General features: G+C 71.8%; 22 protein-coding genes and 1 pseudogene. 8 read left to right on the top strand and 15 right to left on the bottom strand.

All coding sequences use genetic code 11. The features are described from left to right. On the bottom strand, window positions 1-437 hold a 437-nt coding region (locus tag ABD401_RS16325; protein WP_344606602.1), incomplete at its 3' end, for a cupin domain-containing protein. Window positions 438-599: 162 nt separating this feature from the next. Here ABD401_RS16325 and ABD401_RS16320 point away from each other — a divergent pair. After that, window positions 600-2,753, top strand: a complete 2,154-nt coding sequence (locus tag ABD401_RS16320) for a molybdopterin-containing oxidoreductase family protein (RefSeq protein ID WP_344606600.1) — start codon at window positions 600-602, stop codon at window positions 2,751-2,753. Between the two features lie 33 nt (window positions 2,754-2,786). Here ABD401_RS16320 and ABD401_RS16315 read toward each other — a convergent pair whose 3' ends face one another. Genes ABD401_RS16315 through ABD401_RS16305 form a run of 3 tightly spaced genes read right to left on the bottom strand, consistent with a single transcriptional unit; the run spans window position 2,787 to window position 5,724 of the window. Beyond that, complete coding sequence (locus ABD401_RS16315; RefSeq protein ID WP_344606598.1) at window positions 2,787-3,791, bottom strand: TerC/Alx family metal homeostasis membrane protein; 1,005 nt, start codon at window positions 3,789-3,791, stop codon at window positions 2,787-2,789. Window positions 3,792-3,829: 38 nt separating this feature from the next. Further along, window positions 3,830-5,113 carry a tyrosine--tRNA ligase gene (tyrS, locus tag ABD401_RS16310; RefSeq protein WP_344606597.1) on the bottom strand — a complete coding sequence of 428 codons (1,284 nt, stop codon included), beginning with the start codon at window positions 5,111-5,113 and terminating at the stop codon, window positions 3,830-3,832. Beyond that, complete coding sequence (locus ABD401_RS16305; protein WP_344606595.1) at window positions 5,110-5,724, bottom strand: DNA-3-methyladenine glycosylase; 615 nt, start codon at window positions 5,722-5,724, stop codon at window positions 5,110-5,112. Before ABD401_RS16305 ends, tyrS begins: the two co-directional genes overlap by 4 nt. Before the next feature lie 11 nt (window positions 5,725-5,735). Between ABD401_RS16305 and ABD401_RS16300 the strand changes: the two genes are divergently transcribed. Further along, window positions 5,736-7,214, top strand: a complete 1,479-nt coding sequence (locus ABD401_RS16300) for an SDR family oxidoreductase (RefSeq protein ID WP_344606593.1) — start codon at window positions 5,736-5,738, stop codon at window positions 7,212-7,214. Between the two features lie 134 nt (window positions 7,215-7,348). Here the strand turns inward: ABD401_RS16300 and ABD401_RS16295 are convergent, their stop codons facing one another. After that, window positions 7,349-7,993 (bottom strand): TetR/AcrR family transcriptional regulator, encoded by a 645-nt coding sequence (locus ABD401_RS16295; RefSeq protein WP_344606591.1) that lies wholly within the window; start codon window positions 7,991-7,993, stop codon window positions 7,349-7,351. A gap of 53 nt (window positions 7,994-8,046) precedes the next feature. On the opposite strand from ABD401_RS16295, the pseudogene ABD401_RS25115 reads away from it, so the two are divergent. From ABD401_RS25115 to ABD401_RS16275, 4 genes and pseudogenes are all read left to right on the top strand, one after another. After that, window positions 8,047-8,499: pseudogene (locus tag ABD401_RS25115) on the top strand (MBL fold metallo-hydrolase); the annotation flags it as partial. Window positions 8,500-8,569: 70 nt separating this feature from the next. Then, window positions 8,570-8,881, top strand: coding sequence for a hypothetical protein (locus tag ABD401_RS16285; protein ID WP_344606587.1), 312 nt, complete (start codon window positions 8,570-8,572; stop codon window positions 8,879-8,881). Window positions 8,882-8,908: 27 nt separating this feature from the next. Further along, a complete protein-coding gene (locus ABD401_RS16280; RefSeq protein WP_344606585.1) occupies window positions 8,909-9,217 on the top strand; it encodes a helix-turn-helix domain-containing protein in 309 nt (102 codons plus the stop codon). After that, window positions 9,214-9,747, top strand: coding sequence for a hypothetical protein (locus tag ABD401_RS16275; RefSeq protein WP_344606583.1), 534 nt, complete (start codon window positions 9,214-9,216; stop codon window positions 9,745-9,747). Before ABD401_RS16280 ends, ABD401_RS16275 begins: the two co-directional genes overlap by 4 nt. Before the next feature lie 2 nt (window positions 9,748-9,749). Here ABD401_RS16275 and argH read toward each other — a convergent pair whose 3' ends face one another. The 8 genes from argH to argC all read right to left on the bottom strand — a co-directional run bounded on the left by argH (window position 9,750) and on the right by argC (window position 18,260). Beyond that, the gene (argH, locus tag ABD401_RS16270) at window positions 9,750-11,174 is read right to left on the bottom strand and encodes an argininosuccinate lyase (protein ID WP_344606581.1); all 1,425 of its coding nucleotides are present in this window, start codon (window positions 11,172-11,174) and stop codon (window positions 9,750-9,752) included. Between the two features lie 109 nt (window positions 11,175-11,283). Further along, a complete protein-coding gene (locus ABD401_RS16265; protein WP_344606579.1) occupies window positions 11,284-12,483 on the bottom strand; it encodes an argininosuccinate synthase in 1,200 nt (399 codons plus the stop codon). Then, a complete protein-coding gene (locus ABD401_RS16260; protein ID WP_344606577.1) occupies window positions 12,480-13,013 on the bottom strand; it encodes an arginine repressor in 534 nt (177 codons plus the stop codon). Before ABD401_RS16260 ends, ABD401_RS16265 begins: the two co-directional genes overlap by 4 nt. Continuing rightward, entirely contained in the window at window positions 13,010-13,957 is a 948-nt protein-coding gene (gene argF, locus ABD401_RS16255; protein ID WP_344606575.1) for an ornithine carbamoyltransferase, read from the bottom strand. Before argF ends, ABD401_RS16260 begins: the two co-directional genes overlap by 4 nt. Beyond that, window positions 13,954-15,171: an acetylornithine transaminase gene (locus ABD401_RS16250; RefSeq protein ID WP_344606574.1), complete on the bottom strand. Its 1,218-nt coding sequence runs from the start codon at window positions 15,169-15,171 to the stop codon at window positions 13,954-13,956. The genes argF and ABD401_RS16250 overlap by 4 nt, the downstream gene beginning before the upstream one ends. Beyond that, window positions 15,168-16,067, bottom strand: a complete 900-nt coding sequence (gene argB / locus ABD401_RS16245; protein ID WP_344606573.1) for an acetylglutamate kinase — start codon at window positions 16,065-16,067, stop codon at window positions 15,168-15,170. Before argB ends, ABD401_RS16250 begins: the two co-directional genes overlap by 4 nt. Window positions 16,068-16,080: 13 nt before the next feature. Beyond that, complete coding sequence (argJ, locus tag ABD401_RS16240; protein ID WP_344606571.1) at window positions 16,081-17,232, bottom strand: bifunctional glutamate N-acetyltransferase/amino-acid acetyltransferase ArgJ; 1,152 nt, start codon at window positions 17,230-17,232, stop codon at window positions 16,081-16,083. Continuing rightward, the gene (gene argC, locus ABD401_RS16235; RefSeq protein ID WP_344606569.1) at window positions 17,229-18,260 is read right to left on the bottom strand and encodes an N-acetyl-gamma-glutamyl-phosphate reductase; all 1,032 of its coding nucleotides are present in this window, start codon (window positions 18,258-18,260) and stop codon (window positions 17,229-17,231) included. The genes argJ and argC overlap by 4 nt, the downstream gene beginning before the upstream one ends. A 122-nt stretch (window positions 18,261-18,382) precedes the next feature. On the opposite strand from argC, the gene ABD401_RS16230 reads away from it, so the two are divergent. Further along, entirely contained in the window at window positions 18,383-19,963 is a 1,581-nt protein-coding gene (locus ABD401_RS16230) for a glycosyltransferase (protein ID WP_344606567.1), read from the top strand. A 71-nt stretch (window positions 19,964-20,034) separates the two neighbouring features. Here ABD401_RS16230 and ABD401_RS16225 read toward each other — a convergent pair whose 3' ends face one another. Beyond that, window positions 20,035-20,205 carry a hypothetical protein gene (locus ABD401_RS16225; protein WP_344606565.1) on the bottom strand — a complete coding sequence of 57 codons (171 nt, stop codon included), beginning with the start codon at window positions 20,203-20,205 and terminating at the stop codon, window positions 20,035-20,037. A 137-nt stretch (window positions 20,206-20,342) separates the two neighbouring features. Between ABD401_RS16225 and ABD401_RS16220 the strand changes: the two genes are divergently transcribed. Then, the gene (locus tag ABD401_RS16220) at window positions 20,343-22,088 is read left to right on the top strand and encodes a type 1 periplasmic-binding domain-containing protein (protein WP_344606563.1); all 1,746 of its coding nucleotides are present in this window, start codon (window positions 20,343-20,345) and stop codon (window positions 22,086-22,088) included. Here the strand turns inward: ABD401_RS16220 and ABD401_RS16215 are convergent. Beyond that, entirely contained in the window at window positions 22,025-24,607 is a 2,583-nt protein-coding gene (locus tag ABD401_RS16215; protein ID WP_344606561.1) for an MMPL family transporter, read from the bottom strand. The genes ABD401_RS16220 and ABD401_RS16215 overlap by 64 nt on opposite strands. Between the last annotated feature and the right edge of the window lie 74 nt (window positions 24,608-24,681).

Here is a 24,681-nt window from a genome sequence, read left to right as displayed (position 1 = left end):
CGCTCGGCGGCCTCGGTCTCGCTGAGGTCGACGGCGGCGCGGGGCCAGGTGAACACGAGCAGACGCCACGGATCGGTGCCGTGGCCGAGGTCCCAGGTGAAGGGCCGGTCGGTCTCGTACAGGGCGAAGTCCCCGGGGTGCAGCTCGCACTCCCGGCCGTCCTGGGTCAGGCGCGCGGCTCCCCCGGTGAGCAGGCCGATCTGGAACCAGCGCTCCGCGTCGGCCCGGGCGAGGGCGGCGGTGCGGTGCGCGGACTGCGGGATCGAGGCGACCTCGGCGACCCGCAGGTCGCCCAGTTCGACGGTCCGCACCTGCCCGCGGAAGCCGTCCGCCCGGGGCGCCTCGACGTCGAGCGAGACGAAGTGGTCCCGGATCAGGTCGCGCCACACCCCGAGGCGTCCCGTGCTGGCGGGCGCCAGGTCGACGGTTGGGGCCACCGGGGTCTCCTCGCGGGGGATCTCCATCGAGGTGGTGCGACGTGGCGCCGAGATTACGACGGATGTCGCTCCACGTCATGGTCTGACGATGACCCCGGAGTGACGATGCCCGCACGAGGTGGTGCACCGCCTGGCGCCACCGCGCCGCGTGGAGGTACGTCGATGACCGCTGTCCTGCCCGACGCCGGGCCCACTGCCGCCGCCCGGACCCGGACCGTGCGAGCCGCCTGTCCGCACGACTGCCCCGACACCTGCGCGATGCGCGTGACGGTGGTCGACGGCGTCGCCACCGAGGTCCGCGGCGACCCGGACCACCCGTTCACCCAGGGTGGTCTGTGCGTCAAGCTCAACAACTTCGTCGACACGGTGTACTCCCCCGGCCGCGTGCTCTACCCGATGCGTCGCACCGGCCCGAAGGGCAGCGGCCAGTTCGCCCGGATCAGCTGGGACGAGGCCCTCGACGAGATCGCGACGCGGTTCCGCGAGATCGCGGACACCTACGGGCCCGAGGCGATTCTGCCCGCGAGCTACCTCGGCACCCAGGGCATCCTCAACGGCCTCAACGTCGGCGACCCGTTCTTCAACAAGCTCGGGGCGACGATCACCGAGCGGACCTACTGCGACTCCGGGGCCTCGACCGCGTACGTCATGACGCTCGGGCCGGCCGCCGGGGTCGACCCCGAGAGCTTCGTCCACTCGAAGTTCATCCTGATCTGGGCCTGCAACCCGATCAGCACGAACCTGCACCTGTGGCCGTTCATCGCCGAGGCGCAGCGGCGCGGGGCGAAGGTCGTGGTCGTCGACCCGTTGCGCACGAGGACGGCCAAGCACGCGGACTGGCACATCCCGATCCGGCCTGGCACCGACACCGCGCTGGCGCTCGCGATGATGCATGTGATCATCGGCGAGGGCCTGCACGACGCCGACTACGTCGCGAACCACACCGTCGGGTTCGACGAGCTCGCCGAGCGCGTCCGGCAGTACACGCCGGAGTGGGCGGCGGAGCAGACCGGCGTCCCCGCCGACGACATCCGGACGCTCGCGCGCGAGTACGCGACCACCCAGCCGTCGATGATCCGCATCGGCGTCGCGATCGAGCGGCACGCGGGCGGCGGTCAGACGGTGCGCGCGCTGTCCTGCCTGCCGGGCCTGGTCGGCGCGTGGCGGCGGCCCGGCGGCGGAATCCTTGCCCTCCCGCTGTGGGCGTTCCCAGTGAACTGGCCGGCGCTGCTCGGGGCGGAACTGATCCGGCCCGGCACGCGCATCGTCAACCAGTTCCTGCTCGGTCGCGCGCTCACCGGTGAGCTCGAGCTCGACCCGCCGATCCAGGCCCTGATGGTCTACAACACCAACCCGCTCGTGGTCTGCCCGGAGCAGGACAAGCTGCTGGCCGGTTTGGCCCGGGAGGACCTGTTCACGGTCGTCTCCGAGCACTTCCAGACCGACACCGCCGACTACGCGGACATCGTTCTGCCGGCGACGACCCAGCTCGAGCAGGACGACGTCATGTTCAGCTGGGGGCACTTCTACATCACGCGGAACAACCGGGCGATCGAGCCGCTGGGCGAGGCCATCCCGAACACGGAGCTGTTCCGTCGGCTCGGGCAACGCATGGGCTTCACCGAGCCCTACTTCACCCGTACCGACGACGAGATGATCGCCGCCGCGTTCGACTGGTCCGCCCCGCAGATGGACGGCATCACGCCGGCGTCCCTCGCCGCCGACGGCTGGGCCCGGCTGCGGCTGCCCGACGCGGACTCCTACGCGCCCTACGCCGAGGGCGGTTTCCCGACCCCGTCGGGGAAGGTCGAGTTCTCCGCAGCCGCCGCGGCCATGGGCAACTTCGTTCTCGGGCTGTTCCGGCAGGGCTCGGAGGAGCACCAGCCGGGGCAGCCGGTCGACCCGCTGCCGCACTGGATCCCCCCGCGTGAGTCGGCGTTCGGCCCGGACGCCGGGAACCGGCTCAACCTCGTCTCGCCGAAGTCCCACGCGTACCTGAACTCGAGCTTCGCGGACCAGCCGCAGCAGCGGCGGATCCAGGGCGAGCCCGCCCTGCTGATGCACCCGGCCGACGCCGCGGCGCGCAACATCGCCGACGGAGACGCGGTGCGGGTCCACAACGAGCGGGGCTCGTTCGTCGTCGTCGCCAAGGTGACGGACGAGACCGCCCCCGGCGTCGTCGCCGCCCACATGGGTGGGTGGCGCAAGCACGCGAAGGAACTCGCGACCGTGGCCGCGGTGACCCCGTTCGAGTTCGCGGACCTCGGCAACGCCCCGACGTTCTCCGACACCTGGGTCGAGGTCGACCTCGCCTGACGGGGTCCCGCCGGTGGCCTGCTTGCCGGTGCCCTACTCGTCGGCCTTCTTCGCGGGCTCGCCGAGCAGGGTGCCGGCGTGGGCCTTCGCGGTCGGGTCCTGGCGGGTCTTGATCAGGCTCGCGACGGTCACGATCGTCAGCACGACGACGATGACGCCGAGGCTGACCGGGGTGCTGATCTGCGGGGCGTCGTGCCAGATGTCCTCGTGCAGCCAGTGCAGGACGAGCTTGACGCCGATGAACCCGAGGATGATCGCGAGCCCGGTGGAGAGGTAGACCAGCCGGTCGAGCAGACCCTTGACGAGGAAGAACAGCGCCCGCAGGCCCATCAGCGCGAAGGCGTTGGCCACGAAGACGATGTAGGCCTCCTCGGTCACGCCGAAGACCGCCGGGATCGAGTCCAACGCGAAGAGCAGGTCGATCGACCCGATCGCGATCAGGACGACGAGCAGCGGCGTGACCATCGTGCGCCCGTCGATCTTCGTGAGGAGCTTGCCGCCGACGTACTCGTTCGTCACCGGCAGCAGGCGGCGCGCGGCCTTGACCACACCGTTGTTCTCGATGTCCGGGTCCTCGTCACGGTGCCGGAAGAGCTGGAACGCCGTGAAGAGGAGCAACAGCCCGAACAGCAGGAACATGAACGAGAACGCCGCGAGCAGGGCGGCGCCGGCCATGATGAAGACCGCGCGCATCGCGAGGGCCAGGACGATGCCGAAGGTCAGCACCTTCTGCTGGTAGGCCTCGGGCACCGCGAACGTCGTCATGATGATGACGAAGACGAACAGGTTGTCGACGCTCAGGCTGTACTCGACGATGTAGCCGGCGAAGAACTCGGTCCCGTAGTCGCCGCCGTGCGCCATCGTGAACCAGACGCCGAAGGCCACCGCGACGCCGACGTAGAAGATCGTCCAGGCGATCGCCTCGCCGAACCCGACCTTGTGGGGTCGCAGGACCCCCAGGATCAGGTCGAACGCCAGCAGGCCGACCACCAGCGCGATCGTCAGCGTCCAGGTGAGTCCGCTGATCTCCAGGTCCATCCGCGCCCATTTCCCTCGGAGGGCGCGAGTCGCCCTGCCTAGGAACCTACGACCCGGACCGCCGCAAGGTTCCGCTTGCCGCGACGGAGCACGAGCCACTCGCCGTGAAGCAGGTCACTCGGGGCCGGGCTGGCCGCCTCCTCGGTGACCTTGACGTTGTTCACGTAGGCCCCGCCCTCGCCGATGGTGCGGCGGGCGCTGTTGTTGCTCTTCTCCAGTCCGGTGGCGACCAGGAGCTCCGCCACGCTCGGCAGCGGGCCGCTGACGGTCGTGCTGGGCAGCTCGCCGAGCGCGGCGGCCAGGGTGGGCGCGTCCAGGTCCCGGAGCTCACCGCGGCCGAACAGGGCCGAGCTGGCGTTCTGGATTGCGGCCGTCTGCTCGGCGCCGTGGACGAGGGTGGTCAGCTCCTGCGCGAGGGTGCGCTGCGCCTCGCGGGCCCCCGGCCGCTCGGCGGTCGCCTTCTCCAGCTCCTCGATCCGCTCCTGGGGCAGGAACGTCAGGCACTTGAGGTAGCCGATCACGTCGCGGTCGTCGGTGTTCACCCAGAACTGGAAGAACGCGTACGGGCTCGTCAGGGCCGGGTCGAGCCAGACGGTGCCGGACTCGGTCTTGCCGAACTTGGTGCCGTCGGCCTTGGTCAGCAGCTTGGTCGTCAGCGCGTGGGCCTTGCCGGCCTCGACCCGGCGGATCAGCTCGGCGCCGGCCGTGATGTTGCCCCACTGGTCCGAGCCGCCGATCTGCAGCGAGCACCCGTGCCGGCGGTAGAGCTCGAGGTAGTCCATCGACTGCAGCAGGACGTAGCTGAACTCGGTGTAGGAGATGCCCACCTCGGAGTTCAGGCGCTTGTCGACGGCGTCGCGCGCCAGCATCCGGTTGACCGGGAAGTGCTTGCCGATGTCGCGCAGGAAGTCGATCGTCGACAGCGGCGCGGTCCAGTCGAGGTTGTTGACCATGAGCGCGGGGTTGTCGCCCTCGAAGTCGAGGAACGGCTCGATCTGGGCGCGGATCCTCCCCACCCACTCCCCGACGACGTCCTTGGTGTTCAGGCTCCGTTCGGAGGTCTCCTTCGGGTCACCGATCAGACCCGTCGCGCCGCCGACGAGCGCGATCACCCGGTGGCCGGCCTGCTGGAACCGTCGGAGCGTCAGAACCTGTACCAGGTGGCCGACGTGGAGGCTCGGAGCCGTCGGGTCGAAGCCGCAGTACAGCGTGACCGGACCGGCCGCGAGCGCAGCCGCCAGAGCGTCGGGATCGGTGGTCTGCGCGACCAGGTCGCGCCAGCGGAGGTCGTCCAAGATGGTCACGGGGCGGAATTCTCTCATCGCGCGTTCCCCCGCTGCTTCCGAGTTCCGGCGCGGTAGGCGCTGACGGTCGGGTCGTCGGCGAGCCAGAAGCGCCAGGGGCGGGTCGCGCCGGCGCTGACGCCGACCCGGGGGCCGGTGCGGATCTCCGTCGTCGAGGGGTCTCCCCGCCGGACCCGGACCTCCGGCCCGGCGACGACGTCGGCCCCGTTGTGCTCCGGGCCGAGTCCCAGTGCGCGGACGAGGTTGGCCGGGCCGCGGGCGAGCGCGGCGTCCCGTGTCACCGCCGGGCGGTGGGAGCGGGCGACGTCGAGACCGGCGACGACCTCCCCGGCACGGAGCAGGACGGCGGCGGCCGTGCCGTCCGGGCCGCAGACCAGGTTGGCGCAGTGGTGCATGCCGTAGGTGAAGTAGACGTAGAGGTGCCCCGGGGGGCCGAACATCACCCGGGTGCGCGGGGTGAGGCCCCGATAGGCGTGGGAGGCGGGGTCGTTGGCCCCGTCGTAGGCCTCCACCTCGGTCAGTCGCACGGCGACCGGGCCGTGGACGACCACCGCCCCGAGCAGGTCGGCGGCGACCTGGAGGACCGGGCGGTCGAAGAACGACCGGCGCAGAGTGTCGGAAGGGGCCATCGGGGCACGTTATGGCAGTGCGGATACTCGTGACCGGGACGACCGGCTACATCGGCGGGCGCCTGGTCCCCCGCCTCCTCGACGCGGGCCACGAGGTCCGCGCGCTCGCCCGTGACCCCGAGAAGCTCCGGGGCGTGCCCTGGCGCGACCGGGTCGAGGTCGTCCGGGGCGACGTGACCGACGCCGAGGCGATGGCGAAGGCGTGCGACGACATCGATGTCCTCTACTACCTCGTGCACTCCCTCCAGCGGAGCAGCTTCGAGTCGGTGGACCGCAAGGGCGCGCTGATCACCGCCGACGCGGCCCGGGCGGCCGGGGTGGGCCGGATCGTCTACCTCGGGGGCCTGCGCCCCAGCGACGGGGAAGACCTCTCGCCGCACCTGGCGTCGCGGAGCGAGGTCGGCGAGATCTTCCTGCGCTCGGGCGTCCCCGCGGCCGTGTTCGGGGCCGCGGTGATCCTCGGCGCCGGGTCGGCGAGCTTCGAGATGCTCCGGTACCTGACCGAGCGGCTGCCGGTGATGGTGACCCCGCAGTGGGTGGATCGGCGCGTCCAGTCGATCGCGGTGCGGGACGTCCTGCACTACCTGGTCGGTGCCGCGGACCTGCCGTCCGAGCTGAACCGCACGTTCGACATCGGCGGCCCCGATGTCCTGACGTACCGCCAGATGATGCAGCGTTACGCCGCGGTGGCCGAGCTGCCCCATCGCCGGGTCCTGCCGGTCCCGTTCCTGACCCCGAAGCTGAGCTCGCACTGGGTCAATGTCGTCACCCCGGTCCCCCGCAAGCTCGCGGCGCCGCTGATCGAGTCGCTGGTGCACGAGATGGTCTGCACCGAGCACGACATCGCGCGCTACGTCCCGGACCCCGACGGTGGCCTGACGCCGTACGACCGGGCGGTGGAACTGGCGCTGGCCCGGGTCCGCGCCGGCGAGGTCGAGACCCGGTGGTCCGACGCGGCCGTCGGCGACACCCCCGCCGACCCGCTGCCCAGCGACCCGGACTGGTCCGGCGGCAGCGCGTTCGTCGACGAGCGTCGCGTGGAGGCCGCGGCCGACCCGGACCGGCTCTGGGCGGTCGTCACCGGGATCGGCGGCGACAACGGGTGGTACTCGTTCCCCCTGGCGTGGTCGGTGCGGGGCTGGCTCGACCGTCTCGTCGGCGGCGTGGGGCTGCGTCGCGGCCGGCGCAACCCGGCCCGACTCCAGGTCGGCGAGGCGCTCGACTGGTGGCGTGTCGAGGCCCTCGACGACACCGGTCCCGAGCGGCTGCTCCGGCTACGCGCGGAGATGCGCGTCCCCGGCCGTGCGTGGCTCGAACTCGGTGTGAGCGCGGGATCTGACGGAGGATCGGTCTACCGCCAGCGGGCCGTCTTCGTCCCCCACGGCCTCGCCGGCCAGCTCTACTGGTGGGCCGTCTGGCCGTTCCACGGCATCGTCTTCGGCGGCATGACCCGCAACATCGTCACCGCCGCCGAGCGCCCCGCGCCCTGACCGAAGTGCACTGGAGATGACATCTCTAGTGCATGCCGGACGTGCGCGGCCGCGCCCCTGCACTAAAGATGACATCTCCAGTGCAGGGCTTGCGTCCGAGGATGTGGTCGCAATAGCAGCCACATCGTCGGACGCTACGGCTGGTCGGCCTCGCCGAAGGTCTCGCGGAGGAGGGTCTCGGCGGCCCAGGCGCTGACCTTGCGAGCGGTGCGTTCGTCGACGCCGCAGACGTCGCGGAGGGTGATCATCGCCTCCGGGCCGGAGAGCAGGCACAGGGCGGTGATCAGGCGGTCCCACTCGGTCTTGGAGACCTGGTCGCGGAGCGGGCCGAGGGTCTGGGCGTACCAGCGGCGACGGCGCCCCTCGCGGATCGTCGGGGACGACTCCCCCGCGGCGACGGCGGCGAGCCACTGGTCCTGGTAGAGCCGCGCCGCCTGGCGGTACTGATTCTCGGACTCGAAGGTGTTCCGGAGGAACGCCTCCATCACGGCGAGGGTCCGTGCGCGGGCGTCGGACGCGTCCACCGGGCGCGCGACGAGTTCCTCGATCGACTCGACGCCGGCGGTCACGGTCAGCTCGGTGAGCAGTGACTCCTGGGTCGGGAAGTAGCGGTACGCCGTCGTACGCGAGACCAGCGCGGCTTCTGCGGCCTGCGCGACGGTCGGCGTCGTCCCGGCGTCGAAGAGCTCCTGCGCGGCCGCGACGATCGCCGCACGGGTACGAAGTTTCTGATTTACCCGCCCGCGACTGGGCGTCAGATCTTGACGTGGCACTGGCATTCCTTCATGGTACTCCAGTACCACGACGGCATCCTGATTCTGTGAGGTTTCCCATGATCCCCTCCGTCCTGCCGAAGACCCGTCTCACCCCCACCCGCATCGCCCCCGAGACGTTCCTCATTCACGACCACCAGGGCGAAGGGTCCGCGCCGGTGTGCGTTGCCCTGAACTCGATGGTCATCCGCGGTCGCGAGCCCGTCGTCGTCGACACGGGTGAGGCCGCCAACCGCGAGCGTTGGTTCGAGGACGTCTTCTCCCTCGTCGAGCCGGAAGACGTGCGCTGGCTCTTCATCAGTCACGACGACGCCGATCACACCGGCAACATGCACGAACTCATGGAGCGTTGTCCCAACGCCACGCTGGTCATCAACTGGTTCATGGTCGAGCGCATGGGCGGAGGACTCAGCACGATCCCGCCGTCCCGTTGGCGCTGGGTGTCGGACGGCGAGTCCCTGGATGTCGGCGACCGCGTGCTGCAGGCCGTCCGGCCGCCGGTGTTCGACGCGCCGACCACGCGCGGACTCTTCGACCCCACCACCGGCGTCTACTGGGGCTCGGACACCTTTCGCCACCCCCATGCTCGCGCCCGTACCGGTCGTCGACGAGTTCGACCAGGACTTCTGGTTCGAGGGCATTGCGACCTTCGGCCAGTACGTCAGCCCCTGGCTGCTGCTCGCCGACGAGCGTCGGTGGCAGGCGACCGTCGACCGCGTCGCCGCACTCGACCCGACTGTCGTCGTCGGCTGCCACACCCCGGCGGTCCTCGGCCGCGAGCGCGTCGCGCAGGCGATCGAGGCAACCCGGCGCGCGCCCGCGACGGTCGTCGCGGCCCAGCCGGACCAGGCCGTTCTCGACGAGATCAACCGCGTCCTCGGCGCCGCGGCCTAGTGGTATCTGGGTTGATACCATTCGTTCGTGGACATCGCATCGCAGTTGAAGCGGGCGAGGGCGAGGGCCGGCCTGAGTCTCCGTGAACTGGCGGAGCGGGCCGGCACCTCGCACTCGACGCTCGCCGCCTACGAACAGGGCCGGGTCACACCGAACGTGGAGACGGCGGATCGCATCCTGCGGGCCGCCGGGTTCGAGTTGGACTCCCGGCTCATCGTTCACATCGACGAAGCGAAGCGCGAACGCCAGATCCGCGACGTCCTGCTGTTGGCCGGCGCCTTCCCTGCCCGTCACTCCCCGACCCTGCAGGCCCCTCGCTTTCCGGGCCGCCGGTGAACATCCTCGAGCGGGTGCTCGCGCTGCACGACGCGCTCGACGAGGTCCCGCACGCTTTCGGTGGGGCGCTGGCGCTGGCCTGGTGCACGGCGGATCCGCGAGGTACCAGCGACATCGACCTCAACGTCTTCGTCCCCACCAACGAGGCCGGCCGCATCCTCGATGCCCTGCCCGCGGGAGTCCTGGTGTCGCGGAAGCACCGCACGCAACTCCGCCGCGACGGTCAGGTCCGGGTTCTGTGGGACGAGACGCCGGTGGACCTGTTCCTGAACACCACGGCCTTCCACGAACAGGCGGCGGCCCGGGTGGTCACGCGGCCGTTCGAGGGACGCCCCCTGCCGTTCCTCGCCTGCGCCGACCTCGCGGTCTTCAAGGCGTTCTTCAGCCGGTCCAAGGACTGGGTCGACCTGGAGGAGATGGCCGGCGCCGGGCGCCTCGACGTCGCCGATGTGGTGGCCGTGCTCAGCGAGTACCTCGGCGGCGACGACCCGCGGGTCGCCAGGGTGCTCGCTCTGCGCAACGTGCGTTGAAGTCAGGGGCGCGCCCAGGCGCGCTGCGCGGCGATCTCGCTCTGCAGCGCGGCAAGTTGCTCGTCGACCCGGGCCTGCGCGGTCCCACCCCGCGCGTCGCGCGACGCGATGGAGCCCTCGACGGTCAGCACCTCACGCACGGCCGGCGTGAGGTGCTCCGAGATCGCCGCGAGGTCGGCGTCGGAGAGGTCCGCGAGCTCGATGCCCTTGCCCTCGCAGACCCGCACGCACTCCCCCGCCACCTCGTGGGCGACGCGGAACGGCACGCCCTGCCGGACGAGCCACTCCGCGATGTCGGTCGCGAGCGAGAACCCGGCGGGCGCCAGCTCGGCGAGCCGGTCGGTGTGGAAGCGCAGGGTCGCCATCATCCCGGTGAACGCGGGCAGCAGGACCTCGAGCGTGTCGACGGAGTCGAAGACCGGCTCCTTGTCCTCCTGCAGGTCCCGGTTGTACGCGAGCGGCAGGCCCTTGAGCGTCGCCAGCAGCCCCGTCAGATTCCCGACGAGGCGGCCGGCCTTGCCGCGGGCCAGTTCGGCGATGTCGGGGTTCTTCTTCTGCGGCATGATCGACGACCCGGTCGAGAAGGCGTCGTCGAGCGTGACGAAGGAGAACTCCTTGGTCGCCCAGAGGATGACCTCCTCGGCGAGGCGGGAGAGGTCGACACCGATCATCGCGAGCACGAACGCCGCCTCGGCGGCGAAGTCCCGTGACGCGGTGCCGTCGATCGAGTTCGGCGCGGAGCTGTCGAACCCGAGTTCGGCCGCGACCTGCTCCGGGTCCAGCCCGAGGGACGACCCGGCGAGCGCGCCGGAGCCGTAGGGCGACACGGCCGCGCGCTTGTCCCAGTCCTGCAACCGCTCGACGTCCCGCGCGAACGCGTGGACGTGCGCGAGCAGGTGGTGGGCGAGCAGGACCGGCTGCGCGTGCTGCAGGTGCGTGCGCCCGGGCATCGCCGCGCCGGGGTGCGCGGCGGCCTGGGCGACGAGCACCTCCTGCAGGTCCGCGAGCAGCCGCGTGATGCGACGGACGGCATCACGCAGGTACATCCGGAACAGCGTCGCGACCTGGTCGTTGCGGGACCGGCCGGCGCGCAGGCGGCCACCCAGTTCCGGCCCGACCCGCTCGATCAGGCCGCGCTCGAGCGCGGTGTGCACGTCCTCGTCCGCGACCGTCGGTGTGAACGCCCCGGACTCGACGTCGGTCAGCAGCCGGTCGAGCCCGGCGAGCATGCCGGCGAGGTCGTCGTCGGAGAGCAGCCCCGCGCGGTGGAGCACCCGGGCGTGCGCCTTCGACCCCGCGATGTCGTACGGGGCGAGCCGCCAGTCGAAGTGGACCGACACCGACAGCGCCGCCAGTGCGTCCGCCGGCCCCGAGGCGAACCGTCCACCCCAGAGCCGCAGCGCGTCTGACTGCTGGTCCCCGCTCAATCGAACCCCTCAAATCCTGCGGGATGACGTCCCGTACGGCGGCCCTGTCAGCCCGTGGGCGGGCTGACAAGGGTGCCGCAGGGACGTCATCCCGGCGAAAAAACCGGACCTACTTGTTACGGGCGTCGCGGCCCATGGCGATGCGGGAGGACATGCCGAACAGCTCGATGAAGCCCTTGGCCATCGACTGGTCGAAGGTGTCCTCGGCGTCGTAGGTCGCGAGGTTGTAGTCGTAGAGCGACTGGTCCGAGCGGCGACCGGTGACGACGGCGCGGCCGGCGTGCAGGGTCATGCGGATGTCGCCGGAGACGGGGGCGTTGGCCTCCTCCAGGAACGCGTCGAGCGCGTTCTTCAGCGGGGAGAACCACAGGCCGTCGTAGACCAGCTCGGACCAGCGCTGCGACACACCGCGCTTGTACCGGGCGAGCTCACGCTCGACGGTGACGTTCTCGAGCTCCTGCTTGGCCGTGATCAGTGCGATCGCGCCGGGGGCCTCGTAGACCTCGCGGCTCTTGATGCCGACGAGGCGGTCCTCGACCATGTCCAGACGGCCGACGCCCTGGGCGCCCGCGCGCTTGTTCAGCTCGACGATCGCCTCGAGCATCGTCACGGGGCGGCCGTCGATCGCGACCGGGACGCCGGAGGCGAAGGTGATGACGACCTCGTCCGGGTCGCGCGGGGTGGCCGGGTTCTGGGTGTAGCTGTAGATGTCCTCGATCGGACCGTTCCAGACGTCCTCGAGGAAGCCGGTCTCGACGGCGCGGCCCCAGACGTTCTGGTCGATCGAGTACGGCGACTTCTTGTTGACGTCGATGGGGAGGTTGCGCTCCTCGGCGAAGGCGATCGCCTTGTCGCGGGTCATGCCCGAGTCGCGGACCGGGGCCAGCACCTTGAGGTCCGGCGCGAGCGCGCCGATGCCGACCTCGAAGCGGACCTGGTCGTTGCCCTTGCCGGTGCAGCCGTGGCCGACCATCGAGGCGCCGTGCTCGCGGGCGGCGTCGACGAGGGCCTTGACGATCGTCGGGCGCGAGAGCGCGGAGACCAGCGGGTACCGCTCCATGTAGAGCGCGTTGGCCTTCAGCGCCGGCAGGCAGTAGTTGTTCGCGAACTCGTCCTTGAGGTCGAGGACGATCGACTCGACCGCGCCGCAGTCGAGCGCGCGCTGACGGATGACGTCCATGTCCTCACCGCCCTGGCCGACGTCGGCCGCGACGGCGACGATCTCCGCCCCGGTCTGGGCCGCGATCCAGCCGATGCAGACGGAGGTGTCGAGACCTCCGGAGTACGCGAGAACGACGCGCTCGGTCATGTCTTTGCTCCTTGACGCTTTGAATCGGCTGGTGCTGTGGCGAGCGAGAGGAAATACGCGGCGACCGCGGCCCCTCCGTTGGGGTCACGGGTGATGACGAGGACGGTGTCGTCCCCGGCGATCGTGCCGAGCAGGTCCGGCAACGCGGCCTGGTCGACCGCGGAGGCGAAGAACTGCGCCGCGCCGGGGGGCGTGCGCAGGACGACGAGGTTGGCCGAGGCCTCGGCCGAGACGAGCAGTTCCTCGGCGATGCGGGCGAGCTTGGCCTGCGGGGCACCGGGCTCCGGTACCCGCGGGGTGCGATCGCCCCCCTCGCCGGGGACGGCGTAGACGAGCGAGCCGTCGGCGTCCCGGATGCGGACGGCACCGAGCTCCTCGAGGTCGCGCGAGAGCGTGGCCTGGGTGACGGCGAGCCCGTCGTCGCCGAGCAGCCGGGCGAGCTCGCTCTGCGACCGCACGGGGGCGCGGCCGAGCAGCTCGACGATCCGCCGGTGCCGGGCCGCCTTGGTGGCGGGGATGCTGACGGTCATGTCGATCGCCCGGTCGGCGGGGTCGACTTCGCCAGCAACCAGACCAGCAGCGCCTTCTGGGCGTGCATGCGGTTCTCGGCCTCGTCCCAGATCGCCGACTGCGGCCCGTCGAGCACCTCGGCGGTGACCTCCTTGCCGCGGTACGCCGGCAGGCAGTGCAGCACGATCGCGGTCGGGTCGGCGAGACCGAGCAGGGCGGAGTCGAGCTGGAAGGGCGCGAACGCCGCCTCCCGGGCCTCGGCGTCGGACTGCCCCATCGACACCCACGTGTCGGTCGCCAGGACGTGCGACCCGCGGCAGGCCTCCTTGGCGTCGTCGGTGACGGTGACCGATCCGCCGGTCGTCGCGGCGATCGCCTCGGCGCGCACGACGATCTCCGGGTCCGGCGAGAACCCGCCCGGGCAGGCGATGCGGACGTGCAGGCCCGCGGTCGCGCCGCCGACGAGGTACGAGTGCGCCATGTTGTTGGCGCCGTCGCCGAGGTAGGTCAGCGTCAGCCCGGCGAGCCGGCCGTGCCGCTCCCGGACCGTCTGCAGGTCGGCGAGGATCTGGCACGGGTGGAACTCGTCGGTGAGCGCGTTGACGACGGGCACGCGGCTGATCGACGCCATCTCGTCGAGGCGCTCCTGGCCGAACGTCCGCCACACGATCGCCGCACACTGGCGGTCGAAGACGCGGACGGTGTCGGCGATCGGCTCGCCCCGGCCCAGCTGGGACGAGGCGGCCTCGATGACCAGCGGGAAGCCCCCGAGCTCGGCGACTGCGACGCAGAACGAGACGCGGGTCCGGGTCGAGTGCTTGTCGAACATGACCGCGACCGTTCGCGGGCCGGCCAGCGCCTGCGACGCGAACCGGTCGGCCTTGAGCCGGTCGGCGAGGTCGAGGACCTCGAGCTGCTCGGCCGGGGTCAGGTCGTCGTCGCGCCGGAAGTGACGGATGGTCATGCGATGCCTCTCGACTGCGTGTTCGCGGCATCGAGGATCGCGGGCAGGGCCGAGACGAACTCCTGAACCTGCTCAGCGGTCAGGACGAGCGGCGGGGCGAGGCGGATCCGGCCCGGCTGCACGGCGTTGATGAGGAAGCCGGCCTCCCGGGCCGCGACCTCCACCTTCGCCGAGACGTCGGCGGTGAGGACGATGCCGAGCCACAGCCCACGGCCCTCGACCTTGGCGAGCAGCGGGTGGTCGATCGCCGCGATGCCGTCGGCGAGCTGGCCGCCGACCTTCACGACGTGGTCGAGCAACCCGTCCGTCTCGATGACCTGCAGCACCGTCAGCGCCGCCGCACAGGCGACGGGGTTTCCGCCGAACGTGGAGCCGTGGTCGCCGCGCTGGAAGGTGCCGCCGAACGATCCGAGACCCACGCAGGCCCCGATCGGCAGCCCACCGCCGAGGCCCTTCGCCAGGGTCAGGACGTCGGGCCGCACGCCCTCGTGCTGGTGGGCGAACCACGCGCCGGTGCGCCCGATCGCGGACTGGATCTCGTCGAGCACGAAGACGGCGCCGGTCGCGTCGCAGACCTCGCGCGCGACGGCGAGGTAACCGGCCGGCGGCGGAACGACACCGCCCTCGCCGAGGGTGGGCTCGAGGAACACGGCCGCGGTGTCGGAGTCGACGGCGGCGCGCAGAGCGTCCGCGTCGCCGTAGGGCACGAACACCGTGTGCCAGCCGTACGGCGCGAACGGCTCGCGGATCGACGCCTTGCCGGTGATGGAGAGCGCGCCGAGCGACCGGCCGTGGAACGAGTTCTCGGCGGCGACGATCTTGGTCCGTGTCGGGGCGTGCCGGCGCACCAGCTTCAGCGCCGCCTCGTTGGCCTCGGTGCCGCTGTTGCAGAGAAAGACGCGGGAGTCCGTGCCTGCGACCCCGAGCAGGTCGAGCAACCGCTCGGCCAGCGCGATCGCCGGCTCGTGCAGGTACAGGTTGGAGGTGTGGGCCAGGGCCGCCACCTGGCGGCTGACGGCCTTCACCAGCTCAGGGTGGCCGTGGCCGAGCGAGGTCACGGCGATGCCGCCGAGCAGGTCGAGGTAGCGCTTGTCGTCGACGTCCCAGACCTCGGCGCCGCGGCCGACCTTGAGGGCGACCGGCGGGGTGCCGTAGTTCGGCATCAGCGCGGCGTCCCACCGCGACTGCAGGGCGCTCGTGTGAGGACCCGTCATGACTCGCCTCCCGCCTTCGCCCCCGGCACGACCATCGTGCCGATGCCCTCGTCGGTGACGAGCTCGAGCAGCACCGAGTGCTCCACCCGCCCGTCGAGGACGTGCGCCGCGGGCACGCCCCCGCGCACGGCGTGCAGGCACGCCTCCATCTTCGGGATCATCCCCGAGCTCAGCGACGGCAGCATCGCGGCGAGCTCGTCGGCGGTCAGTGAGGAGATCACCTCGTCGTCGTCCGGCCAGGTCGCGTACAGGCCCTCGACGTCGGTGAGCATGACGAGCTTCTCGGCACCGAGCGCGACCGCGAGCGCGGCGGCCGCGGTGTCGGCGTTGACGTTGTAGAGCTCGCCGTCGTGCCCCCGGGCGACGCTGGAGACGACCGGGATCCGGCCGTCGGCCAGCAGGCCCTCGACGACGCCGGGGTCGACCTCGGTGACCTCGCCGACCTGACCCAGGTCGACCTCCTCGCCGTCGACCAGCGCACCGCGGCGGGTGGCGGTGAACAGCCGGGCGTCCTCGCCGGAGAGCCCGACGGCGTAGGAGCCGTGCGAGTTGAGCCGGCCCACGATGTCGCGCTGGACCTGGCCGACCAGCACCATCCGCACGACCTGCATCGCCTCGGGCGTGGTGACCCGGAGCCCACCGGCGAAGTGGGACTCGATGCCGAACCGGTCGAGCGCCGCGGAGATCTGCGGACCGCCGCCGTGCACGATGACCGGCTCGATCCCGGCCAGGCGCAGGAAGACGACGTCCTCGGCGAAGGCGTCCATCAGGGCCGCATCGGTCATCGCGTTGCCGCCGAACTTGATGACGACGGTGCGGCCGCGGAAGCGGCCCAGCCACGGGAGGGCCTGGACGAGGACGGCGGCGCGCTCCTGCGCGGTGTCGAGTCTGCTCATGTCGGTTCAGGCCTCAGGTCGAGTAGGCGCTGTTCTCATGCACGTAGTCGTGCGTGAGGTCGTTGGTCCAGACGGTGGCGGTGGCGTCGCCGGCCTTCAGGTCGATCACCACGTTGACCTGACGCCCGGTCAGGTCGACCTTGTCCCGGGACTCCCCCACCCCGCCGTTGCGGCAGACCGGGACGCCGTTGAAGGAGACGTCGAGGGCGTTCGGGTCGAACGCGGCCGAGGTCGTGCCGACGGCGGCGAGGATGCGGCCCCAGTTCGGGTCGTTGCCGAACACCGCGCACTTGAACAGGTTGCTGCGCGCCACCGAGCGCCCCACCTCCACGGCCTCGTCCTCGGTGGCGGCGTTCACGACCTCGATCGCGATGTCGTGCGCCGCGCCCTCGGCGTCGTGCAGCAGCTGGAGCGCCAGGTCCAGGCAGACCGTCCGCACGGCGGCGGCGAACTCGGCCGGGTCCGGCCGGACGCCGGAGGCGCCCGAGGCCAGCAGGAGCACGGTGTCGTTGGTCGACATGCAGCCGTCGGAGTCGACGCGGTCGAAGCTGACGCGTGTCGCGTCCCGCAGGGCCGCGTCGAGGTCGGCCGGGTCGACGTCGGCGTCGGTGGTCAGGACGACGAGCATCGTCGCGAGCCCCGGCGCGAGCATGCCCGCGCCCTTCGCCATGCCGCCGACCGTCCAGCCGGCGCCGGTCGCGACCGCGTTCTTCGGGACCGAGTCGGTAGTCATGATCGCGACCGCCGCCTCGGGCCCGCCGTCGGCGCTGAGCGCGCCCGCAGCAGCGTCGACGCCCGCGAGCAGCTTGTCCATCGGCAGTCGCTCGCCGATCAGGCCCGTCGAGCACACGGCGACATCCCCCGCCGAGATGCCCAGCACCTCGGCGACGTGCTCCGCGGTCCGGTGCGTGTCGCCGAAGCCCTCGGGCCCGGTGCAGGCGTTGGCTCCCCCGGAGTTGAGGATCACGGCGTCGACCCGGCCGTCGGTCACGACCTGCCGGCTCCACACCACCGGTGCGGCCTGCACCCGGTTGGAGGTGAACACCGCGGCGACGGCGTGCGAGGGACCGTCGTTGACGACCAGCGCGACGTCGGGCTTGCCGGAGGCCTTGAGACCGGCGGTGACGCCCGCGGCCCGGAACCCCTGCGGGGCGGTGACGCTCACGGGGCGACTCCGATCGCCGACAGACCGAGCGTCTCCGGCAGCCCGAGCGCGATGTTCGCGTTCTGCAGGGCCTGGCCGGCGGCACCCTTGCCGAGGTTGTCGATCGCGGAGACCACGACGGCCCGGCCGGAGTCGGGGTCGGCGGCCGCCTGCACGTGGACCGAGTTCGCGCCGAAGGTTGCGGCCGTGTGCGGCATCTGACCCTCGTCGAGCAGGTGGACGAACGGCTCGTCGGTGTAGGCCTTCCCGAGCGCGGCCCGCAGGGCGGCCGTGTCGACGCCCGGCTTCAGCTTCGCGGTGCAGGTGGCGAGGATCCCGCGGGGCATCGGGGCGAGCAGCGGGGTGAACCCGACCGACACCCGGGTCCCGGCGGCCAGCGACAGGCCCTGCGTGATCTCCGGCGTGTGCTGGTGCGCGCCGCCGATCTTGTACGGGGACAGGTCGCCCATGACCTCGGAACCGAGAAGGTTGGTTGCGGCTTTCCGGCCCGCGCCCGACGTCCCGGACGCGGCGACGACGACGATGTCGTCGGTCTCCACGAGCCCGGCGGCGAGCAGCGGCGCGAGCGCGAGGGTGACCGAGGTCGGATAGCAACCGGGGTTCGCGATCCGCCTGGCGCCGGCGATCAGGTCCCGCTGCCCCGCGAGCTCGGGCATGCCGTACACCCAGGTTCCGGCGTGCGGCAGCCGGTAGAAGCGCTCCCAGGCGGCGGCGTCCTGAAGGCGGAAGTCCGCGCCGAGGTCGACGACGAGCTGGTCGGGCCGCAGCGTGGCGGCGATCGCCGCCGACGCCCCGTGCGGGAGCGCGAGAAAGACGACGTCCGCGTCCTCGAGCAGGGCCGGGTCGCTGGGGGCGAGCGTCTGGCCCGCGTACGTCACCAGGTTGGGGTGCACGGCGGTCACCGGCTCCCCTGCGCGCGAGTCGGCCTGGGCGACGACGACGTCCAGCTCGGGGTGGGCCGCGAGCAGGCGCAACAGCTCGCCGCCCGCGTAGCCGCTGGCTCCGGCGACGGCCGTCCGCATACCCACGGGGCTCTCCTCAGGTCGGTCCTACATAGAAATACGTTCGCCGGAAGAATTATACGGCCCGCTCACCCGACCGGCGCAAACGGGATCTGGGGCGCGTGGGGCCGAAGGTACCGTCGCGAACCATGACCACCATCGGCCTGTGCATGATCGTCCAGGACGAAGCGCCCGTCATCGAGCGGTGCCTGACGTCCGTCCGCGACCGGATCGACCACTGGCTGATCGTCGACACCGGCTCCACCGACGGTACGCCCGACCTGATCGCCAAGATCCTCGGCGACATCCCCGGCCGGCTCTACCAGCGGCCCTTCGTCGACTTCGGCTACAACCGCACCGAGGCGGTTCAGGCTGCCCGGGTCGGCGCGGATTACACCTTGCTGATCGACGCCGACGAGGTTTTGATCAGCGCCGACGAGTTCACCTGGCCCGTGCTCGAGTCCGACATCGTCGAACTCGCCCACATGGCCGGCAACCAGACCCGGCGGCAACCGGTGCTGCTGTCCAACCGGCGGTCCTGGCACTTCGCCGGTCCCCTGTTCGAGCGCCTGGTGACCGATGCCGGGGACTCGCGCGCCTTCCTGCCCAACCTCGTCGTCCGCGAGTTCAAGGACGGCAACCGCCACACCGCGGTCACGCCGATCGAGCGGAACACGCTGGACGCCCGGGTGCTCGAGGCCGCGCTCAAGGACCTGACGCCCGCCGCCGGGGCGCCGGAGGCCGAGGACGGGGCGCCGGTCGCGGCCGACCCGCTCGCGCTGCACCTGCGCTACCGCCTCGCCGGCTGCTACCGCGACAGCAACCGGGCCGCGAAGGCGCTCGAGGCGTACGCCCAGCGCGCCGCCCTCGGGGGCGACCAGGGCGAGGTCGCGGACTCCCTGCTCCAGATCGCGCACCTGCTGCAGCGCTCCGGCGCCGAGGCGGATCGCGTCGTCGCCTCCTACCTGAACGCCTGGGAGGCGATGCCGACCCGCGCGGAGCCGCTGACCGACCTCGCCGGGTACGCCCGCGAGCAGGGCCGCTACTCCCTCGCCCGCATGATGGCGGCGCGCGCGTTGGAGATCCCGCCGCCGGCGGACGCTCCCTACATCGACGAGACCGTCTACCGCTGGCGCAGCCAGGACGAGTACGCCGTCGCCTCCTACTGGACCGGCAACGTGCTCGAGTCCGCCGTCGCCAGCCACGACCTGATCGCCCGGGGTGTGCTCCCGGACGCCGAGCTCGCCCGCGTCGAGCAGAACCTCGCGTTCGCCCGCGCCCGCTGCGAGGAGGCCGGCCTGACCGTCACCCCGGAGGCCGCCGCCGCCGCGATCGCCGCCGCCCGCGCCGCCGTCACCGTGCCGGCCGCGGCCGCCCAGTCGGCCCAGCCGAGTGTCCAGCCGAGTGCCCAGCCGCCGGCTCCCGCGGTGGAGACGACCGAGGACCGTAGGGACCAGGACGCCGCGGACGTCGAGGAGGAACTCGACGACGTCGAGGCCCCGGTCGTGGCTGCGGGCTCCCCGCCTCCGGCCGGGTTCCTCGGCCGCGCGGGCCAGGCGACCGGCCAGGCGGCGGGCCAGGCGGCGGGCCAGCCGACGGGTCAGCCGGCCGGGCCCTCCGGCGCCGAGGCCGAGGCCCGGATCCCGGTCCCGATGGCCGCGCTCGACGACAAGGCCCACCAGTTCCGCGGGCTGATCCCGGCCCCCGAGCCGGAGCGCGCCCGGGACTGACCCGGGCGGCGGAGTTCACGGTCGGGACCCCGCGGGACACACCCGCGGGGTCCGACGACGTGGCGGAGTGCTCAGGCGCCGCGGTCGTCGGCCGCGGTGATGCGGTCGCGCTGGGCGGGGATCAGGGCGACCGGAAACGCCCCCGCGTTCCCGTCGGCCGTCCGCTGCCGCTGGGCGGCTCGCTTGCCCGCTCGATCGCGTCCCTGTGCCAGCCACGCTTCGGCTCGCTCCCGACCTGTCATGACGACCCCCCTCGTCCCGGTCGAACAGACCGGACATGAAGTCCGGTACCACTCTTAGCGGACCACTAGTGACACCCGGGGCGCATGTGCCGTACGGGTGAAGAGGGAATCGACGGAGCGTCACCTACGCTTCCGCCATGACCGCGAACGGACCGAAGACCGGCTCGGGTTCGGGGCACGAACGCCCCGCCGACCGTCTGATCCTGCGCGGGTACGCGCCCCTCGCAGCCCTCGTGGTCCTCCTGCTGCTGGTGACGATGCTCGTCCCGAGCCGACCGCAGAAGGACGAGGAGCTCACCCAGTTCGGCGGTGAGACGACGGCGGGACTCGCCCCGGCTCCGGGGGCCGACCCGGTCGCCGGCTCCGGCCCGGTGGGCACGGCACCGACCGTGCCGGGGCCGCCGGGCACCGCCGGGAACCCGAACGCCCCCGCCGTCGCCGCCGGGGCGAAGGGTGACCGCGCCGGCACCGCGGCCGTGGCCGGACGGACGGCGAAGACCTGCTCGGGCGGGGCGAAGCAGGACGCCAACTCCGCCTACTCGCCGCCGTGCATGGTCTGGGACGGGAAGGACAACGGGGGCGCCACCGCGCGCGGCGTCACCAAGGACACGATCACGATCGCGTACCGGGACATCGGCAACCCCCTCGGCGACTCGGACTCCGAGCTGGCCAAGACCGCGGAGCAGAAGGGCATCGTCGCGAGCCCGGAGGCGTCCGAGCGCACGCGCGCGGCCCTGCTCGAGTACTTCAACCGCACGTACGAGCTGTACGGCCGCAAGGTGAAGATCGTGACCTACAAAGGCCGCGGCGACGCCATCAAGGAACTCGGCGGAACCGGCCAGGAGGGCGCGAACGCCGACGCTCTGAAGGTGGCTCAGGAGATCGGCGCCTTCGCGGACATGACCGCGATCAGCCAGCCGTACCTGGACGCGCTCGTCCGCCAGAAGGTCATCGCGTTCGGCGGTCTGCACCTGCCGTCGACCTACTACCGGCAGCGCGCGCCGTACGCCTGGGGCCAGCTCGTCGACTGCACCGCCCTGCTCTCCAGCGCGGTGGACCTGATCAGCAAGCGTCTGCCGCCGTCCGGCAACGCGACCCGGGCCGGCAGCACCGCCCTGCGGCAGAAGCCGCGCAAGTTCGGCCTCGTGGTCCCCGACGACGCGGTGTACGCGCAGTGCATCAACGAGGCCCGCCCGAAGCTGAAGGCCGCCGGGGTCAACTTCGCCAAGGAGATCCGGTACTCGCTCGAGATCGCGAAGCTGCAGCAGGAGGCGCCGAACATGGCGGCGCAACTCAAGGCCGCGGGCGTGACCACCGTGGTTCTCGTGACCGACCCGATCCTGCCGTTCTTCCTGTCCGGGTCGGCGACGCAGCAGGACTTCTGGCCGGAGTGGTTCCTCACCGGCACGGTGCTCACCGACGCCGACGTGGCCGGCCAGTTCTACGACCAGGACCAGTGGCAGTTCACCTACGGGCAGAGCTATCTCGCCGACATCAGGCAGGGTCAGGCGTCGGAGTCCTACCGCGCCTACAAGAAGATCCGCGACGACGAGCCCACGATGGCGCGCGACATCGACTACTACTCCCTGCTGATGCTGTTCATCGGGTTGCAGATGGCCGGCCCGAACCTGACGCCGCAGAGCTTCCAGCGGGGTCTGTTCTCCTACCCCGGCGCCGACGGCCCGCTGGGCCACTGGAGCTGGGGTCCGAACGACTACACCGCGATCGACGACGCCCGCGAGATCTACTACGACCGGCGGGCGCTGTCGGCGTTCAACAACCAGCCCGGGCGGTACGTCTCCCCCAGCGGCACGAAGCGCTACCGGGGCAGCTGGCCAACCCAGGCCCCGCCGGTCCCGACGCCGCCGGCCGCCGCGCCGTGACCATTGGCGCCAAAGCCGTTCACGCCGTTCGTTGATCCGTCGGGTCCGGGGACACCCTCCCGGGCGAGCACCGCGTGCCGGCGCGTGGGTCCGACGACACCGCGCGCCTCGGTGACCCCCGTGCGGTGGCCGGGAGCCGAGGTGATGACGACGACCGTGCTGCCGTCGGCGCCGGGCTCGAGGCGGCACAGGTAGGACCCGTCCGCTCCGACCTGACCGGCACCGATCTGACGGCCCCGCAGATCCGTGAGCGTGACGATCGCGCCCGGCAGCGGAGTGCCGTCGCTCGACCGGACCGTGCCGTAGACCACCGGCCAGTCTGAGACCGGCACCATCCCGACGGGGGCGCGCCCGTCGAGCTGCTCGCGCAGCCGCTCCCCCTCGACGTCGACGTCGGGCAGGACCCGGTCGAGCCAGCGCGGGATCCACCATGCCGAGCGGCCGAGCAGCGAGAGCACGGCCGGCACGAGCGTCATGCGGACGACGAACGCGTCGACGAGCACACCGAACCCGAGGGCGAAGCCGAACGACTGCAGGATCGGGTCCGGCGCGAGCATGAAGCCGAAGAAGACACTCATCATGATCACGGCCGCGGCCGTGACCACCCGGGCACCCTGCTCGAACCCGACCGCGACGGCCTGGGTCGGCGCCGCGCCGTGGACGAACTCCTCCCGCATGCGGGTGACGAGGAAGACCTCGTAGTCCATGGCGAGACCGAAGACCAGACCGATCATGAAGATCGGCAGGAAGCTGATGACCGGGCCCTCGCCCCCGATCCCGATCGCGTCGAACCAGCCCCACTGGAAGATCGCGACCACGGCGCCGAAGGTCGCCGCGACGCTGAGCAGGAAGCCCAGCACGGCCTTGATCGGCACGAGGACGGAGCGGAAGACCAGGAGCAGCAGGATGAACGCCAGCCCGCCCACCACCATCAGGAACGGCGCGAGCGCGGAGTCGAGCTTGTCCGAGACGTCGATGAGGATCGCCGTCGACCCGGTGACCGCCAGCTCGACGTTGGCCTCGTCGCTGATCGCGTCGCCGGTGGCGCCGCGGATCCGGTTGACCAGGTCGGTGGTCTCGGCCGCGGTCGGACCGGTGGCCGGGACGACCGTGACGATGGCGGCGTCGGTCGCCTCGTTCAGGTTCGGGCCGGTGACGGCGACAACTCCCTCGAGCTCGCCGAGACGGTCCCGCACGGTGTTCGCGGCGATCGTCAGGTCGGTGCCCGGCCGCGGTTCGACGGCGATCATCAGCGGGCCGTTGAAGCCGGGGCCGAAGCCCGCGGCCAGCTGGTCGTAGGCCTGGCGCTGGGTGGTGTCCGTCGAGCGCGTGTCGTCGCCGGGCATCCCGAGGCGCAGGTCGAGCAGCGGGAGCGCGAGCACGAGCAGGCCGACGACCGAGGCGACGACCGCCACGACCCGGTGACGCAGCGTCAGACCGACCCAGCGGGCACCGAGGGTCGGCCGGTCGGCGCGCGGGACGCCGAGGCGGCGCAGCCGGCCGGGCAGACGGCCCGCCTTGACCCGCTCACCCGCGAAGCCGAGGACCGCCGGCAGCAGCGTCAGCGCGACGATGACCGCCACGACCACGGTCGCGGCGGCGCCGAGGCCCATCGCGGTGAGGAACGGGATGTTGACGACCGACAGCGCGGCGAGCGCGATGACGACCGTGAGACCGGCGAACACGACCGCGGACCCGGCGGTGCCGACGGCACGGCCCACCGCCTCCTCCGGGTCGCGACCGTTCGAGAGCTCGAACCGGTACCGGGACAGGATGAACAGGGCGTAGTCGATCGAGACGGCGAGACCGAGCATCAGCGCCAGGGACGACGCGCTCGAGGACAGTTCGACGAACCCGGTGGCGGTGGTGATCGCCATCATCGACAGCGCGACGCTGACGATCGCGTTGAGCAGCGGGAGGCCCGACGCCACGAGGGACCCGAGCGTCAGCACCAGCACGAAGCCGGCGATCACGATGCCGACGACCTCGGCGAGGCTCTCCTCCTGTTCCGCCTCGGAGGCATCACCGCCGAAGGCCACTCCGAGCCCGGCGGTGCGCGCCGGCTCCGCGGCCTCGGTCAGCGCCTCGCGCGCCTCCTCGGTGAGCTCCATGCTCTGCACGAGGTACTGGACCTGCGCGTACGCGGTCCGGCCGTCCGGCGAGATCGCGTCGGCCTCGTAGGGGTCGACGACCACGCCGACCTGCGGAGCCGAGCGCAGCTCCTCGACGACGCGGCCGATCGCCTCGCGGCGGGAGTCGGCGCGCAGGTCGTCCCCGTCCGGCGCCGTGAAGACCACCCGGGCGGTCGCCCCGTCGACACCGGACGAGGGGAACTTCTCCGCCAGCAGGTCGATCGCCTTCTGGCTCTCGGTGCCGGGGATCGTGAACTCGTCCGAGGTCTCGCCCGCGAGCGTGCCGGCGGCGACGCCGCCGCCGAGCAGGGCGACGAGCCAGAGCGCGGCGACCCAGCGTCGCCGGCGAAAGCACCACCGGCCGAGCCGGTACAACAGCAGCGCCACGGGTCCCCGATCTTCACAAGTTTCAGAGAATTGTGAATGGCGACGACCGTCGCGCACAACTCGATTCCCGAGAA

Source organism: Sporichthya brevicatena, assembly GCF_039525035.1.
GTDB lineage: Bacteria > Actinomycetota > Actinomycetes > Sporichthyales > Sporichthyaceae > Sporichthya > Sporichthya brevicatena.
Note: the sequence above shows the minus strand (reverse complement) of the source record. Positions and strands in the feature narration are given on the sequence as shown.

Coding starts and splice junctions, on each gene's coding strand:
- ABD401_RS16320 (WP_344606600.1), top strand. CDS start 600: ATGACCGCTGTCCTGCCCGACGCCGGGCCCACTGCCGCCGCCCGGACC.
- ABD401_RS16315 (WP_344606598.1), bottom strand. CDS start 3,791: ATGGACCTGGAGATCAGCGGACTCACCTGGACGCTGACGATCGCGCTG.
- tyrS (WP_344606597.1), bottom strand. CDS start 5,113: ATGAGAGAATTCCGCCCCGTGACCATCTTGGACGACCTCCGCTGGCGC.
- ABD401_RS16305 (WP_344606595.1), bottom strand. CDS start 5,724: ATGGCCCCTTCCGACACTCTGCGCCGGTCGTTCTTCGACCGCCCGGTC.
- ABD401_RS16300 (WP_344606593.1), top strand. CDS start 5,736: ATGGCAGTGCGGATACTCGTGACCGGGACGACCGGCTACATCGGCGGG.
- ABD401_RS16295 (WP_344606591.1), bottom strand. CDS start 7,993: ATGCCAGTGCCACGTCAAGATCTGACGCCCAGTCGCGGGCGGGTAAAT.
- ABD401_RS16285 (WP_344606587.1), top strand. CDS start 8,570: ATGCTCGCGCCCGTACCGGTCGTCGACGAGTTCGACCAGGACTTCTGG.
- ABD401_RS16265 (WP_344606579.1), bottom strand. CDS start 12,483: ATGACCGAGCGCGTCGTTCTCGCGTACTCCGGAGGTCTCGACACCTCC.
- ABD401_RS16260 (WP_344606577.1), bottom strand. CDS start 13,013: ATGACCGTCAGCATCCCCGCCACCAAGGCGGCCCGGCACCGGCGGATC.
- argF (WP_344606575.1), bottom strand. CDS start 13,957: ATGACCATCCGTCACTTCCGGCGCGACGACGACCTGACCCCGGCCGAG.
- ABD401_RS16250 (WP_344606574.1), bottom strand. CDS start 15,171: ATGACGGGTCCTCACACGAGCGCCCTGCAGTCGCGGTGGGACGCCGCG.
- argB (WP_344606573.1), bottom strand. CDS start 16,067: ATGAGCAGACTCGACACCGCGCAGGAGCGCGCCGCCGTCCTCGTCCAG.
- ABD401_RS16230 (WP_344606567.1), top strand. CDS start 18,383: ATGACCACCATCGGCCTGTGCATGATCGTCCAGGACGAAGCGCCCGTC.
- ABD401_RS16225 (WP_344606565.1), bottom strand. CDS start 20,205: ATGACAGGTCGGGAGCGAGCCGAAGCGTGGCTGGCACAGGGACGCGAT.
- ABD401_RS16220 (WP_344606563.1), top strand. CDS start 20,343: ATGACCGCGAACGGACCGAAGACCGGCTCGGGTTCGGGGCACGAACGC.